Below are 15911 nucleotides of genomic sequence, written 5' to 3'. Positions count from 1 at the left end.
TCATAAAGATAATCATCTGCTACAGTGCTAAGGTGAATATTTTTTCACCTCTACTCCGTTTAGTTATGCGAGCAAATCTATGGAATTTGTAGTTGAACCTTGGCACTGGTTTGTATTAGGGATTTTACTGATTCTTTCAGAACTGATTTTGCCTGCTTTTGCTGCATTGTGGTTTGGCATAGCAGCAGTCATGGTGTGTATTTTACTGTGGCTTTTCCCAATGATGGGTTTTACCACCCAAGTGATTACTTGGGGTATTTTATCTATTTTATGTACGATTCTCTGGTTCAAATTTATCAAACCGCTGTCGATTGATAAAACCAAAGCAGGTCTCCCTCGCGAAGCAACCATCGGTCAAGTGGGGATGGTGATCCAGACCGGACTTGAGCATGGACAAATTATTGTACGCTTTCCGATCCCTGTTTTAGGTTCTGATGAATGGCATTGTCGTTGTATAACTCCGGTACAAGTCGGTGATCGCGTTCGCGTGGTTGATATTTTGGGTAATGATTTAGTCGTTCAACCTCATACGTCATAAACACAAAGAGGGTTTCTAATGTCTGTCGGTACGATTGTTGTTTTAGCTTTTTTAGCTTTTATCGGTGTAACTATTTTTAAAGGGGTACGTATTGTTCCCCAAGGTTATAAATGGATTGTGCAACGTTTAGGTAAATACCATACCACGTTGAGTCCAGGCCTAAATTTCGTGATTCCTTATGTGGATGAAGTGGCATATAAAATTACCACCAAAGATATTGTTCTGGATATTCCTTCACAAGAAGTGATTACCCGTGACAATGCGGTGTTGGTGATGAATGCCGTAGCGTATATCAATCTGACCACACCAGAAAAAGCGGTGTACGGGATTGAGAACTATACTTGGGCAATTCAAAATCTGGTGCAGACTTCACTTCGTTCAATCGTGGGTGAAATGGATCTGGATGATGCGCTTTCTTCGCGTGATCATATCAAGGCAAAACTTAAAGCGGCCATTTCTGATGATATTTCAGATTGGGGTATTACCCTGAAAACTGTTGAAATCCAGGATATTCAACCTTCACACACCATGCAGGCGGCGATGGAAGCACAAGCAGCCGCTGAACGTCAGCGTCGTGCGACTGTGACCAAAGCGGATGGTGAAAAACAGGCTGCAATTCTGGAAGCAGATGGTCGTTTGGAAGCTTCGCGTCGTGATGCAGAAGCACAGGTTGTTCTCGCTGAGTCTTCACAACGTGCCATTGAAATGGTGACCAGTGCGGTAGGTGATAAAGAAATCCCTGTGGCGTATCTGCTCGGTGAACAATACGTAAAAGCAATGCAGGATTTATCTAAATCTGGCAATGCCAAAACGGTGGTTTTGCCAGCCGATGTACTCAATGCCATCCGTGGCATCATGGGCAAACATTAAGCTATGCATCCAATAAAAAAAGCAGCATAAACGCTGCTTTTTTTATTTAAACACTCCCGATCAGCTTCCGGGTTTTAAGTGGTAGCTTCGCTATGATGAGATCATAGGAATCCTGAATGAGATCCTGTACCAGATCAGGGCTAAGCTCTGGACTACAGGCAATCGAAATCCAGTGTTTCTTATTCATGTGATAACCCGCTGAAATCGCAGAATAGAGTTCCTGATATTCCAGATTTTTCTCTGGCTTACATTTCACCGTGACAAGCAACTTTCCGGCATTAAACCCGATATACATAAACATTTTGTCAAAGACTTTGAATACCTCAAATTCGGGACCAAAAGGTTGCGACTGGATTGCAAAAGGTAGGTTTTGCGCATAGTGCAACGCGCATTGTTCGAGTTGGTTCTGATTCATTACAATATATCCTGTTATTATTAAAATGAATTTTATTATTTGACTCTGCTTTTTTCATTTTAGTTGATCATAAAACACTTCGAACTCTACTTCACCATCCTTTGCCGAAATTCCCCAAGGTTGTTCAGTCGTTATAATGCAACGTTTCTGCCCATCTTGTTCAGTCCATAAGTGAATTATTTCACACGCAATCTGCCCATGCTGTGGATAGCTACTCGTTTCATGCAAATTCATTTCCGTAAAAACAGGAACTTTATCTATAAAAAACCATTGTCGATTCGAAGTATCGGTTAATAGACACTCAACCCATCCAGGAAAAGATGAGTCTACGAACCGAATAATTTGAACATTTAACATGTACATAAATATATGTAACCTAGATTAAATTTCGATAATTAAAGCTATCTCATTACTTTAAATAATTAATCAGAATACATATTTTAAGAAATGAATATCAACTTTTACGCGCTAGCAAAAACTTTGAAATGTCGACCAGCTCTTTGGCATCTTCACCAAAATACGCTAAAGCGTCAAAGGCCTGATCATGCAAACTTTGCGCATAGACTTGTGCCTTTTCCAGCCCCATTAAGGCAGGATAGGTCGACTTCTGCGTTTGCTCATCTTTACCTGCAGTTTTGCCCAAGGTTTCTGTGCTGGCGGTAATATCCAGAATGTCATCTTGTACCTGAAACGCCAGCCCAATACTTTGTCCAAATTGACGTAATTTAGGAATTGCCTGATCCGTGCCCGCAAAGATGGTTACAGCACCCATCATGATCGCGGCCTGAATCAAGGCACCGGTTTTATTACGGTGAATATTTTCCAATTCAGCCTGATTAACTTGCTTACCGGCCCCTTCTGCCTGCAAATCCAGAACCTGACCACAGACCATTTTTGAACTCGCGGTCGCCAGGATCTGTACCTGCTTCAACACAATCGCGGCTTCAGTTCCCTGGCCTTGTTCATCAAACAGACGACTGGCCAGAATTTCAAAGGCCATCGACTGCAAAATATCACCTGCCAGCAATGCCGTATCTTCACCAAAGGCGACATGACAAGTCGGCTGTCCACGGCGCAGTAAATCATTGTCCATACATGGCAAATCATCATGTGCCAATGAATAACAATGGATCAGTTCAACCGCAACTGCTGCACGGCGGGCCGCTGCAAAATTATGATTCGGTTGCAAAGACGCTGCGGCATAACAGAGTGCTGGACGAACCCGCTTTCCACCAAGCATGACGGCATGATGAACAGCTGCTTTTAAAGGTTCTGGAATCGAAAATGCAGCCAATGCTGTCAATAAATCCTGTTGAATACGTTGTTGAGCTTGTTTTAAAACATCCGCATTAACTTGAGAAATAGATGACACAATTGCCTCGGGAAATCTTAATGGAAGGAAAATGACAAGACTTGCCAGAATGGCGACATCATAACACTATTTATCTGAAGAAATTGCATTTGTAGTTTTAATCGATTCCAAATAATAAAGCCTTCAAATGAAGGCTTTATCACATCATTCCAAGCAGTGCTTAGAAAGTATCCTCAGGTACTCGCACCCAGCCTTCCATCAATACACGCGCACTACGGCTCATAATGGCTTTTTTCACCGCCCATTTGCCATCAATCAGTTCGGCTTGAGCACCCACACGTAAGGTACCGGAAGGATGACCAAAACGAACGGCTTCACGTTCACCGCCCCCAGCCGCCAAATTCACCAGCGTCCCCGGAATGGCGGCAGCTGTACCAATTGCAACCGCGGCGGTTCCCATCATGGCATGATGTAACTTGCCCATCGACAAGGCACGAACCAGTAAATCGACATCACTGCTCGCAACCGCTTTACCACTTGAAGACGTGTACGATTTTGGTTTTGATACAAATGCAATTTTAGGGGTGTGCTGACGTGCAGCTGCTTCTGAAATGTCTTTAATCAGCCCCATGTGCACCGCGCCATAGGCACGGATTTTTTCAAATCGTGCTAAAGCAGCCGCATCACCATTAATATGATCTTGTAATTCTGTCCCTTGATAACCGATATCTTCGGCATTCAGAAAAATGGTTGGAATGCCTGCATTAATAAATGTTGCGTCAAAGGTACCCAACTCAGGGACAGTCAATTGATCCACAACATTTCCTGTCGGGAACATATCGCCGCCGTCTTCACCATCATCCGCAGGATCCAGGAATTCAATCTGAACTTCTGCTGCCGGAAACGTTACCCCGTCCAGTTCAAAATCACCGGTTTCCTGTACTTCACCATTGGTCACAGGTACATGTGCGATAATGGTTTTCTGGATATTCTTCTGCCAGATGCGTACCGTACAGATACCATTTTCAGGAATACGGTCGGCATCGACCAAACCATTAGAAATCGCAAATGAACCCACAGCAGCGGTGAGGTTGCCGCAGTTGCCACTCCAGTCTACAAATGGCTGATCAATGGAGACTTGTCCAAATAGATAATCCACATCATGGTCTGGCTCTGAACTTTTTGCCAGAATCACGGTTTTACTGGTACTGGAGGTTGCGCCACCCATCCCGTCAATCTGCTTGCCATAAGGGTCCGGACTCCCAATCACGCGTAAAAGAAGTTGATCACGTGCCTTGCCTGCTACCTGTGCCGCCTTGGGTAAATCATCCAGTTTGAAAAATACCCCTTTACTTGTGCCACCGCGCATATAGGTTGCAGCGACTTTGATTTGCGGTACTGAGCTCATGTCCATTCTTCCTTTTATCATATTCTTGGTGCAGCGGTATTTTGCATCTCAAATTACTGCACAGCCGTTATAAATACCATACGACCAATGGTGCCTGATTATATTTTCATGGATAAAATCTGTGCATTATATTGAGTATTTTTTATGACTTGTACAATGGCAAAAATGCGAATCCATCCGTCGGGAAAAACAAGAATCGGATTTTACGGTATAAATATAAAGCAAATTTCACATTAATATTAATCTAAATATTTAATTTTAAATAACTTTTAAAAACAACTTTGCAGTCATGGCAATGCTGTACTTTTACTAGGCGAAAATCAATCAATCTATTAGAATAATCCAGTTAATTCCTCGTCGAGCTCAGTCCTTTGAACAACGATTCTTCTCAACTTCAGCGTGGACTAAAAAACCGCCATATCCAACTCATCGCCATGGGTGGAGCAATTGGTACGGGCTTATTTTTAGGTTCTGCGCAAATTATCCAGTCTGCTGGACCATCTATTATTTTGGGGTATGCGATTGGCGGCTTGATTGTTTTTCTAATCATGCGTCATTTAGGTGAAATGATTGTTGAAGAACCTGTTGCAGGTTCATTTAGCCATTTTGCTTATAAGTATTGGGGTAAATTTCCAGGCTTTATTACGGGCTGGAACTATTGGGTGCTCTACATCCTTGTGGCAATGACTGAGCTCACCGCCGTAGGTAAATATATTAATTACTGGTGGCCGCAAATCCCCGCCTGGCAGTCGGTCTTGTTTTTCTTTGTGGTGATTACTGCAGTCAACCTGACCAATGTTAAATTCTATGGTGAATCAGAGTTCTGGTTAGCGATCATCAAGGTGACAGCTGTCGTGGCCATGATCCTGTTTGGTCTGTTCCTTCTTTTCACTGCCGATGCAAATTCGACAGCCTCATTTAGCAACCTATGGTCACAAGGCGGCTTTTTCCCGCATGGCTTCGATGGGCTATTCTACATGTTGGCATTCTTGATGTTTGCCTTTGGGGGAATTGAACTGATCGGTATGGCCGCAGCAGAAGCCAAAGATCCAAAGACCACGATTCCTAAAGCGATTAACCAGGTGGTGATTCGTATTTTGGTATTCTATGTCGGTTCACTGGCGATCCTGTTGTCCCTTGTACCTTGGAACCAGCTCGATCTTGGCGGTTTGGATAAGAGTCCATTCGTCATGATTTTCAGTCAGATGGGGATCGGTTGGGCCGCGCATTTACTGAACTTTATTATCCTGACGGCGGCATTGTCGGTCTATAACAGCGGAATGTATGCCAATAGCCGTATGGTCTTTGGTTTAGCCCAACAAGGCAATGCACCGAAGATATTTACCAAAACCAATAAGCAAGGTGTTCCAGTTCCAGCAGTACTGCTCTCTGCGTTCCTGATCTTTGGCTGCGTGTTACTTAACTACTTTGTGCCTGAAGATGCCTTAGGTCATTTGATGTATGTCGTGGTGGGTGCTTTGGTTTTAAACTGGGCAATGATCAGTTTGACCCATTTGAAATATCGTCGTCATATCAAAGCCGCACAAATCAAAACCTCATATCCAGCGTTATGGTCTCCATTCAGTAACTATCTGGTCTTGGCATTTATTGGTGTTGTGCTCTATATCATGTGGCAGCAAGGCTTTAAAGAATCAGTGCTGATGATTCCGATCTGGATTGTACTGATGTTTATCTTTTATAAGTTTTTAAATCGTAAGACTGAAAATTAACAGTTAATCGGTTTTCTCAAAAAGTGATTGCATCTGCAATCACTTTTTTGTTTATAATCATAAAATTATGCGCTTATAGCTTAACTGGATAGAGCAGTTGCCTCCTAAGCGACCGACGTGGGTTCGAGTCCCGCTGAGCGCATAATCCCCTATTCTACAATCCGCTGTTAAATATCCCAGCTCTTTTCCATGGCGGTAATCTGGCTATAGACACTTTGGTACTCAACCTGCTTTACCGTACACCACAGTTCAACAAAGGCTTTACCTAGATATTCGGTTAAACATGTATTCCTCTTTAATAAGTTCAGTGCTTGCATTTGCTCTGTTGGCAATAATACATGCTCACTTTTGAGTTTTAATTGATGTGCTGGCGGAGGCAGTGTTAACTGGTGTGTCAAACCATGCAAAGTCCCTATCAAAATTGTAGCGACAGCCAAATAAGGATTACAATCTGCTCCTGCCACGCGATATTCCAGTCTCTGATTTTCTTGATCTGAGCATGGAATACGAATCGCAACATTGCGGTTATTCAGCTCCCAGCTGGCTTCAAGTGGCACATGATGCCCCCATTTAAAGCGTCTGAAAGAGTTTAGGTTAGGTGCTAAAATTGCCATTGAATCTGGCATCAACAACAGTAAACCGCTCACTGCTTTTAATAAGGCATCGGCTATATTGCCGTGTGATGAACTAAAAATATTCAGTTGATTCTGATCCAGAAGACTCATATGGAAATGCATGCCACTGCCCGCTTTATGCATATCGGGCTTGGCAAGGAAGTTCGCACGTAGCCCATGCTTATGCGCAATCTGCTTGATGGTTCTCTTCAGCAACATAATCTGATCACATAAAGTCAAAAGATCCGTTGTATGTTGCAGATTAATCTCATACTGACCAGAAGATGATTCGGAAACAATTCCTGTAATTTGAATGCCTTGTCGTTTTGCGGCTGTTTCAATCTCATTCAGAATATGTTGATAATGATCAGAGCTATTAATATCAAAGCATTGTGACATGGTATCTTCAACATCACCTGCCTCACTTAAACAATGTAAATAGAATTCCACTTCGGCAGCAATACAGGGATGGTAGTTTTGCAATTGCAATTGATGGAAGATTTTTTTCAGAACATTTCGCGGTTCGTATACACAATCTTTTCCATGATCATCTTTCATGGTAAGCAAGAGCTGAGCTGTGGTTTCAGGCTCAAGCGCATGTGGTTTTAATGTCCCTAAAACAGGTTCACATAAATGATCAGGCTCTCCAATATATTTACCAAGTCCAGTCTCCTCAACCACTTTGCCATCCAGACTCATGGCATAAATCGATAATGGAAAATAACAGCCTTTCATCAGATTTTTTAGGCAGCTGATATCTATACGTTTACCCCGTAAATGCCCATTTAAATCGCATAGATAAATATCGACATGTTCGGTCTGGGGATAATGTTTTAAATAGCTCTCAACTTCTTCTATAAATCTTTCTTTTTGCGTCACATCGTCAACATTATTTTTCGAGGCAGCGGTATGAATATACTTTTTAAGTGTAGATGAATGATTGATCTCAATAAGTACAGCACTCATAGCTGAAAGCTCAAGTTATATAGATAAATTCAGCTTAGTTGAGGCTGAGCTGGAAGTAACGTAAACAGTGCGTAAATTAACGATACGGTTGAATAAATTTTTTATAAACAAACAGAAAAATAAAGCTCACAGTGCATGAGCTTTCATTTTTCAAGCATAAATTATTGAATCTTGCCTTCCACAAGCTGCTGGTTAAGCAAGGTTTTCGTCTGGGTTTGCAATTGTTCTGCTTTGATGGTTTTTCCTGCGACTGACTTTGCCTGATCATTAAAATAACTAAAATGAGATTTCTCATTTTTTCCTGAAAACTTTAATGCCACGATCTGGTTCTGGTTAAATGCATTTGCCCACGCCTGTCTGACGGCACTCCAGTAAGTTGCATTCTTCTGCCAGTAATCATAAGCAGCCTTGAAGTCATAACCTTCAACTTTATTGTACTGGTTAACTCCCAGCTCACGGGCAAGTGCCGTATTGGTCTTGGTATCAAACTTGATATTATCTTGCTCATGCACCCATCCCGTTGCAGTAAGTGCATGACGATTAATCCCGATAATCACATCATAATCATTACGCGTGGTATGCTCACGGCGCGGTAACGGACGATAGGTTTCATTCGATGTCCATTCCACAGCACCATTGTCTTTGGTCCACACGCCCAAGCCTGCATAGCGAGGTGAATCATCGACTTGCCATACGGTTTGCAACCACTTGCCTTTGCTCTGTTCTGGCTTTAAATCAATACTCTTCCAGCGATAATCACCGATATAGCTCCACATCTTGGTCGGCTCATATTCCCAGTCCTGACGCCAGTGCTTCACAACATGACCCTCTGCAACCAGGATATGCTGTAACGACACTTTATTCGGTGTGTTTTCTAAAACCATAACGGTTTCATAACCACTGGATAGGTCATCTTTTTTAACTTTATAGTCCGGTTTAAGTGAATAAAGTTCTTCAAAGCGAAAATCGACTTTGTATTCCCCTGCCATTTTCAGAATGGCCTGACGTGCCTGTTCTTGTGTCAGATTTTCATGTAATGATTGCTGTTGTAAAGCATCTGCCAATTTGACCGGCTGTTGTATAGCATGTGCGCTGCTGATCCCCATCAACAATGTAGTTACAAGAATATAAGACAACTTAAGCTTCATATAAAAATCTCAACTTGATGCTAAATTACTGAATCAATTAAATAAAGCAACTTTTCCTCGTCTAGTCGCTTGTATCTTTTTGAAATAAACCTGTAAAGCATTGTAAATTAATGTGAGAATGATTACCATTTAATTTATGGAATAATTTTCATTGCGATTAACTATTGTGAATATACGCTCTCCTCAATGTCCTGCCCGTCCTCATGTATTATTGGCTGCTCTTTTAACGGCAGGTGTGTTCTCCCCATGCGTTTATGCAGTCGAGTCCACAACAGATCCCGTTACCAAAACTCCACTGCACGTTCTCGGTACTATTGTGGTGACAGGTACACGCTCAGAAAAAAAGTTAATTGATAGTCCCATCCGAACTGAAATTATTGATGCGGAAGAATTAAAGAGAACCAATGCCATCACCTTAAAAGATGCACTGGAAAATATTCCAGGCATTTTGCTAAGAGAGATTCATGGCAAATCAGGTTATGAAATTTCCTTGCAAGGTCTGAGTAGCGATCAGGTCCTGATTCTGATCGATGGTCTGCCACTGGCGGCCAGTACCAGTTCGACAGTTGATCTAGATCAATATTTAGTCGGCGGTATTGAACATATTGAAGTCATTAAAGGTGCTGCTTCAGCCCAATATGGTTCATCGGCAATGGGTGGAGTAATCAATATCATCACCAAAAAAGTTCAGGATGGCGTTGCCATTTCAGGGCAAGTCGATCTTGGTTCTTACGGCAAACAGAATGCAGATGGCAAAACTACGTCAATCAATAATCACCATCAAAAACTCAGTATTGAAGCGGCAAATGCCACTTTAAAAGGCCGCATCATCGCAGACCAGTTCAGTAGCGACGGCTTTGCCGTTCACCCGAAAGATTATCCTCAACAAGGTGATGAGCAAAAGCGTCAGCAGTATGCATTTTATGGTGCATGGCAGCCTTCAGATCAATTTATGCTGTGGGCAGATTTCAATCAATATAAAGAAAAAGATCAGCAGCGAAGCCTGAATTTCGTTCCGCCATTTTATTTAAAACAATACAAACTTGAAGAGATTGAGCGCCAACGTTTCAGTGCAGGTTCCCAATTTAATTTTATCAAAAATAGCAAAGTCGATTTAAAAGCTGTACATGAAACCTATGACTCAACCTCGACCCAAACCTTAGATGGTTATCTTTCTGCATTGAGAAACTCAAATCAGGAAAACAATCATTTCAGCTCACAACTCACGCTGCCTCAATGGAACAAGCAAAACTGGCAGTTAGGCTATGACTGGCATGAAGAAAAGTTAGAGCAAAGCAATAACGGTAAATTTGAGATGCAAGGCGGTTCGGTAAAACGGGACCGACATGAGTTTTACCTCCAAAATGACTTTAATCTGCTGCAAAACCTCGATGCAGTCATCGGTTGGCGTTTCCAGAATGATGATGATTTTGGAGATCATAATGCCTTTAAACTCAGTAGCAAATACCGTGTTTACGACCAGCATGATCTACTGGCCGATCTACGCTTCAGCTATGGTCAGGGTTATCGCGTACCGAACTTAAAGGAACGTTTTTATTCGTTTGATCATAGTCACCTAGGTTATATCGTCATCGGTAACCCGAACTTAAAACCGGAATCATCAGACAGTTATCAACTTGGATTAAGTCTGGTTCAAGATGAACGCTGGAATGCCGAGATCAACCTGTTCTGGAACGATATCCAAGACCTGATCCAAACCGATTTTGATCATGCCACGACAGTCAATGGCATCACTCAATACAGCTACAGCAACGTTGCCAAGGCAGAAACCAAAGGAGTTGAAACTTCAGCCAAATGGAAGCTCACCCCTTATCTCTCCGTAAATGGTGCCTATACCTATACCGAAGCAAAAGACAAAACCAGTAACACCCTATTAACGCGACGCCCCAAACATATTGCACGTTTAGGCACCGATTATGCCCTAAATGATCAGCTTGATTTGACCCTACGCGGCCGTTACCAAAGCGATGAATACGGCGATAGTGCCAATCAGCAACGGTCGCCAAGCTGGGTGACCTTCGACTCACAAGTGGATTATCGCATCAACAGCTACATCAGTGCTTTTGCAGGTATCGACAATATTTTCAATGAACAACGTAATTTTTCTAGCGCCGTAGATTTCCGCCCGATTGCGGGTCGGTACACCTATATGGGCCTTCGCTTTAACTGGAACAGTTATCTGAAATAATCTTCTAAGGATCAACAACAATGTCTCATCTCAATTTCGCCAAGTTATTTGCTTTAAGCACCTTAAGTACGCTCCTGATCGCTTGTGGTGGAGGTGGTGATGGCTCATCGGATAATAACGGAAGTCGTAATCCACCGGCGACCAAGACCGATCTATTTACAGTAAAAGGCAAACAATGGCGCATTACACCCACTGCAAATAGCGCGTATTGCTATGATATCGACACGCAAGCTGAAATTTCATGTACCACAGCCGATTGGGATCTCAAATTTGCGATGGGCACACGTACTCCGCTGTTATTTACCAACAGTGGTGTAAGTGGTTCAGGCAATGGCGGTGCCCTTTATTCACCATTTGATGCAACTTGGGAAAATCTATCCAAAGAACTGGATGCAACACAAGGCGGCAGTTTACCCGCCCAGGCCTGGAGTGTAGATGCTTACAGCAACGCATTTATGGACACCTCATCGGGCAGCAACAGCTTCTTTGAATATGATCTGTTCGGTGATCACCGTATGTCACCAAACTTTAAAACCTTCTTGGTCACCACCGACTCAAGCTCCAAGGCTGTGATCGGCAGCTACGAAAAACCGGTGTTTGCGGTACAGATTTATAATTATTATCAAGGCTCAACCTCAGGTTATATTTCAATCCGTTATATCAATACGCAACTGCCTCATGACGTGAAAACCCTCACGATTGATGCAACTCAAGGCTGGAACTATGTTGACCTGATCACAGGCACGACCAGCAAAAATGCAACCGGACAATGGCAACTTGGATTCAACCGCTATAATGTACAACTCAATCAGGGGATGGGCAGTATGGTGGCCTCACAACCTGCCGGTTTCTATTCTGCCGACGGTAAACCCGTGATTGATAAGTTTAAAGATAGTAATGCGTATGTCTCTACAGAAGCCGATTTAAAAGCAGCCGTTGCTACAACCAATATTAAATGGGGTTCTAACACGATTAACTCTATTTTAAATCCAGCATTTAAGGGCGCATATCCTCAAAAACTCACCTATGGCTGGTATAACTACTATCCAACCTTAAGTGCAGCACAGACAGATGGTCTACAAGCAGCCCATATGCTAAAAGCAAATCCTGAGGGTGCAACCATCATTCGGAGCAATAAAGGCAATAGCTATGCTCGCCTACATCTCACCGAGATCAAATATGCCGATCCAAACAATGCCGTCAGTCCGACCACATGGACCTTTGAACTGGATATCCAGCCAGCCAGATAAGGCATAAAAACGGAGCATCTGCTCCGTTTTCATTTAGGTATAACTCAAAACTAATCGATCACACGGATGGGACGGATTCGTCGGATTCTTAAAGTCATTTCTTTTACAGCATAATTGGTGGCAACAACCAGTAAAAAGCCAATGATAAAAGAACCCACGATATCGAAAGGAAAATGGACGCCGACAAAAACTCGGGAGGCCCCAACGACCAGACTCAGTACCAGACCAATGATTCCGATCTTTTTAAATCCCGCCAGTAAATAAGAGAAAGCAATAATCACAATAGTTAAGGTATGCTGACTCGGAAAAGAGGATGAAGCGCCATGACCAATCAATTTATCGCCCAAATGCAACTGGAATGGTCGAGGATGATGATAAAAAAATTCGATTAAATCACTTAAAACCAGTGAAAACAAAACGATAAGCAAGGTTTTTGCAAACAGAAGCCCATAGGTTTTCCACTGAATCACCAGTAACAACACCAGAAAACTGATAAAAACTGTATTTAGATCTTCCGCTAAAAAAATTACGATCTTGTCTAAAACAGGAGAATCCTTGGCAAACGTATTGATACTGTTAAACAAAGAAATATTTAAATCTTTAAAAATCATTTTCCGTTGTTATCCATACTATCCATGACAGATTTATCAGTTCACCTTACAGGACTAAAATGTAAAAATTATGAATTTTTATGGGTTATTCTGCACTGATTTGCAAATGCGGCTACACAAGCGCTTCACTTGAAACAACAAACCAGCGCACTGAATAAATAGAGAAAAACACCCCTATTTATTCAGATTAACCATTGATTTTTAGAACTTAAATTCTAAACCACTACCGACTACAGGTTGTTTATCTTTAGCATTTGCCTGCTCAAACGTAGAATATCCACCATAGCCATAGACTTTTACTTGTTTATTGAACGAATAATCCGTACCGACAAGTATTTGCTTGGCATCGAAGTCAGCGGCACCATTTTTAAAGCTGGTTGTGTTCTGGCTATATTGAGCCTTGACTGCCCATTTTGACTGATTGGGCAACTTGTATTCAGCACCGATTAACCAGCCTTGCGAATCATCGATATCAACTGCGCCCTCATCATTTCCTTTTTTATCAGCAACTTTAGAGGTTTGATATAAGGTTTTTAATGCCAGCCCTTCGATTGGCGTCAAACGTCCAATCACACGTACCGTATCGGCTGCAGCAAATACTTCATCAACTTTAGTTTCGGTATCTTTGCTATTTAACAGGCCATGTCCCAAGAAATCACTTGGAATTGCCTTGTCATAACCAACGCCAACCAGAAACATCGGATGGTTATAGCTCAACGATGCAGACCAGGCATCGCCCAAACCACGTCCAGCGACATTGACACCACCACGTCCGTCATCCTCAATCCCTTTGCTCTCGCCTGTTGCCAGCAATACACTCGCTTCCAGATTACCTTCATATAGTGCAATCTCAGGAGAGTCATACACCACGACATTATTGACACGGTTTTCACCCGTCATAATTCCCGTGATATCGGCTTTATTACTGATGTAGTTATTAAAACTATCGACCGGGCTGGATAAATCTTTTAATGGGGTATTATGTTTACCTACTTTCACCGTACCTAAACGGTCATCTTTCAAACCGATAAAACGGTTACGTTGCGACCAGTCTGTTTTATCACCATCTGCATAAAAGGCCCATTCAGCCAAATAAACAGCACTTAAATGTTCGGTTAATTTTTCTTCGCCTTTAATCCCGACAAATGAACTATTGCTGTTCACTTTCCAAACATCACGATTAGATGAATTGGCATTTATCTCGGGTAAATAATCCAGACTGGCATCAATTTCGCCATATAATTTTGGCGCTGCAAATGCAGAACTTGCTGCAATACTCATCATTGTGACAAATAAAATTTTCATCTTCATTGTTATCTTCCTAACCATCTCAAAAAAAATTAAAAGAAACCTATTTCGCTCTATTCCAAGCAAAAAAATAAATAAACAGGGATTCAAATCAAATGATGTGCTTTTATATATTCAACATAAAAGCACATGAATAATCAGAATTACAGATTATAAAATGGAAAAACACCAAATATCAAAGCACTACCCATCAATACACAACAAGTAATAAATGCCCATTTCAAGGTAAATTTCTGGTGATCACCCATTTCTACTGCAGCTAAACCACAGAGTAAGTAGGTTGAAGGAACCAGTGGTGATAATAAATGGATCGGCTGGCCAATAATCGATGCTCGCGCAATTTCAACAGGTGCAATGCCATAATGTGATGCAGCTTCCGCCAAAATCGGTAAAACACCGAAATAGAAAGCATCGTTCGACATGAAGAAGGTTAAAGGCATGCTCAGCACACCGGTAATTGGTGCCAGATAAGGCCCTAAGCTTGGCGGAATAACCGCAACGAAGCCCTTAGACATCGCTTCAACCATGCCTGTGCCCGATAAAATCCCTGTAAAAACACCCGCAGCAAAGATCACGCCTACCACAGCCAATACACTATCCGCATGCATGGCAATCCGTTTTTTCTGCATATTGACGCATGGATAGTTCACCACCAATGCAATACAGAAACCCAGCATAAACAGGATCGACATCGGCAAAATCCCTTTCACCAAAGAAGCCATTAATACCAGTGTGAGAATACCGTTAAACCAGCGTAAATGAGGACGTTGTGCTTCTGGATCTTTCGAAATAGAGATATTGTCCGCATGGCTAATGTCCACCAGTTCAATCACGCCGAGACGTTTACGCTCATATTTACCATAGAGATAAGCAAGGAAGAATAACCATGCAGCCGCGATCACCATGGAAGGAATCATGGGAATAAAGACTTCACTGGCGTCGACCTGAAGCGCACTGGCAGCACGCGCTGTCGGGCCTCCCCATGGGGTAAGGTTCATCACACCACTACAGAGTAGCATCAAGCAGGTCATGATCAGTGGATTCATTCCCACACGTTTATATAACGGCATCATGGCGGCCACACAGATCATGTAAGTGGTTGAGCCATCACCATCTAACGATACAAGCAAGGTTAAAAAGACGGTGCCTAAAGTGATTTTTAAGGGATCACCTTTCACTTTCTTTAAAATCCATCTGACTGACGGGTCGAATAGTCCCGAGTCGATCATTAAAGCGAAATATAGAATGGCGAAAAGTAGCATCACGCCTGTAGGAGCAAGCTTCTTAATACCATCCAGCATGGTATTTCCAAGCTCAGCCAACTGAATATGGCTCAGACTTTCAAAATAGAAACCTAAGCCCCAGGCAATAATAGCGAAGATAAAAGGGATTAAGATTAATGCAACCAATGCACTGAGACGTTTTGACATGATCAAATACATGAAACACATGATCATGCTGATACCTAAAAAAGTCAGCATTTAAAGCAATCCTTAGCCTGATAAGTTTTTTTTATGGGTAAACACCTTACC

13 protein-coding genes and 1 tRNA gene are annotated in these 15911 nt (G+C 42.2%); 6 read left to right on the top strand and 8 right to left on the bottom strand.

The window, feature by feature from the left end:
* The first annotated feature begins 79 nt into the window (after positions 1-79).
* Positions 80-538 carry an NfeD family protein gene (locus ACNQO6_RS05420; RefSeq protein WP_440208315.1) on the top strand — a complete coding sequence of 153 codons (459 nt, stop codon included), beginning with the start codon at positions 80-82 and terminating at the stop codon, positions 536-538.
* 18 nt (positions 539-556) lie between these two features.
* Positions 557-1408 (top strand): SPFH domain-containing protein, encoded by an 852-nt coding sequence (locus ACNQO6_RS05415; RefSeq protein WP_005227021.1) that lies wholly within the window; start codon positions 557-559, stop codon positions 1406-1408.
* A 46-nt stretch (positions 1409-1454) separates the two neighbouring features.
* Here the strand turns inward: ACNQO6_RS05415 and ACNQO6_RS05410 are convergent, their stop codons facing one another.
* The 3 genes from ACNQO6_RS05410 to prpF form a co-directional block, all read right to left on the bottom strand.
* On the bottom strand, positions 1455-1823 hold the full coding sequence (locus ACNQO6_RS05410) for an MmcQ/YjbR family DNA-binding protein (protein ID WP_440208314.1): 369 nt from the start codon (positions 1821-1823) through the stop codon (positions 1455-1457).
* A 454-nt stretch (positions 1824-2277) separates the two neighbouring features.
* A complete protein-coding gene (locus tag ACNQO6_RS05405) occupies positions 2278-3195 on the bottom strand; it encodes a polyprenyl synthetase family protein (RefSeq protein WP_440208313.1) in 918 nt (305 codons plus the stop codon).
* A gap of 160 nt (positions 3196-3355) precedes the next feature.
* Positions 3356-4543, bottom strand: coding sequence for a 2-methylaconitate cis-trans isomerase PrpF (gene prpF / locus ACNQO6_RS05400; RefSeq protein WP_440208312.1), 1188 nt, complete (start codon positions 4541-4543; stop codon positions 3356-3358).
* A gap of 371 nt (positions 4544-4914) precedes the next feature.
* Between prpF and ACNQO6_RS05395 the strand changes: the two genes are divergently transcribed.
* Positions 4915-6273 carry an amino acid permease gene (locus ACNQO6_RS05395; RefSeq protein ID WP_440208311.1) on the top strand — a complete coding sequence of 453 codons (1359 nt, stop codon included), beginning with the start codon at positions 4915-4917 and terminating at the stop codon, positions 6271-6273.
* A gap of 69 nt (positions 6274-6342) precedes the next feature.
* A tRNA-Arg gene (locus tag ACNQO6_RS05390) sits at positions 6343-6415 on the top strand.
* Between the two features lie 25 nt (positions 6416-6440).
* Here the strand turns inward: ACNQO6_RS05390 and ACNQO6_RS05385 are convergent.
* Complete coding sequence (locus ACNQO6_RS05385) at positions 6441-7853, bottom strand: glutamine synthetase family protein (protein WP_440208310.1); 1413 nt, start codon at positions 7851-7853, stop codon at positions 6441-6443.
* A 161-nt stretch (positions 7854-8014) separates the two neighbouring features.
* Complete coding sequence (locus tag ACNQO6_RS05380) at positions 8015-9001, bottom strand: DUF6607 family protein (protein ID WP_440208309.1); 987 nt, start codon at positions 8999-9001, stop codon at positions 8015-8017.
* Between the two features lie 151 nt (positions 9002-9152).
* On the opposite strand from ACNQO6_RS05380, the gene ACNQO6_RS05375 reads away from it, so the two are divergent.
* Positions 9153-11210 (top strand): TonB-dependent receptor plug domain-containing protein, encoded by a 2058-nt coding sequence (locus ACNQO6_RS05375; protein ID WP_440208308.1) that lies wholly within the window; start codon positions 9153-9155, stop codon positions 11208-11210.
* A gap of 20 nt (positions 11211-11230) precedes the next feature.
* Positions 11231-12460 (top strand): HmuY family protein, encoded by a 1230-nt coding sequence (locus ACNQO6_RS05370; RefSeq protein ID WP_440208307.1) that lies wholly within the window; start codon positions 11231-11233, stop codon positions 12458-12460.
* A gap of 50 nt (positions 12461-12510) precedes the next feature.
* Here ACNQO6_RS05370 and ACNQO6_RS05365 read toward each other — a convergent pair whose 3' ends face one another.
* The 3 genes from ACNQO6_RS05365 to ACNQO6_RS05355 form a co-directional block, all read right to left on the bottom strand.
* Positions 12511-13071 (bottom strand): phosphatase PAP2 family protein, encoded by a 561-nt coding sequence (locus ACNQO6_RS05365; RefSeq protein WP_440208306.1) that lies wholly within the window; start codon positions 13069-13071, stop codon positions 12511-12513.
* 201 nt (positions 13072-13272) lie between these two features.
* On the bottom strand, positions 13273-14382 hold the full coding sequence (locus ACNQO6_RS05360; protein WP_440208305.1) for a porin: 1110 nt from the start codon (positions 14380-14382) through the stop codon (positions 13273-13275).
* A gap of 140 nt (positions 14383-14522) precedes the next feature.
* Positions 14523-15860, bottom strand: a complete 1338-nt coding sequence (locus ACNQO6_RS05355; RefSeq protein ID WP_343581656.1) for a CitMHS family transporter — start codon at positions 15858-15860, stop codon at positions 14523-14525.
* Between the last annotated feature and the right edge of the window lie 51 nt (positions 15861-15911).

It is taken from the genome of Acinetobacter calcoaceticus (assembly GCF_051947995.1).
Classification (GTDB): domain Bacteria; phylum Pseudomonadota; class Gammaproteobacteria; order Pseudomonadales; family Moraxellaceae; genus Acinetobacter.
Note: the sequence above shows the minus strand (reverse complement) of the source record. Positions and strands in the feature narration are given on the sequence as shown.